Annotated in this window: 1 pseudogene; it reads right to left on the bottom strand. The window is 35.3% G+C overall.

From position 1 onward, the window contains the following. Positions 1–215, bottom strand: a pseudogene (locus CYK47_RS15675) (IS982 family transposase); the annotation flags it as partial.

Genomic DNA, 215 nt, shown 5'->3' with positions numbered 1-215 from the left:
CAACCCAAGCACACGTTGTTTGAGCATTGGAAGCTAACGAAATCTGTAATGATTGAAATGCCAGTTGATGTGGGTTGATCGAATAAACGATCCGTTGATAGGATGGTAATGATTTAAAAAACTTGGAATAAAAGCGCTTTATCATTCCATAAAAGGCTTTGAAATGATGAAGTTGAGAATTATTGTCCCAAACAGCAATAAAGATGATTTCAGAT

It is taken from the genome of Acinetobacter sp. B51(2017) (assembly GCF_003711395.1).
Lineage (GTDB): Bacteria > Pseudomonadota > Gammaproteobacteria > Pseudomonadales > Moraxellaceae > Acinetobacter.
The sequence above is the reverse complement of the archived record's forward strand: the minus strand, read 5'-3'. Positions and strand labels throughout refer to the sequence as shown.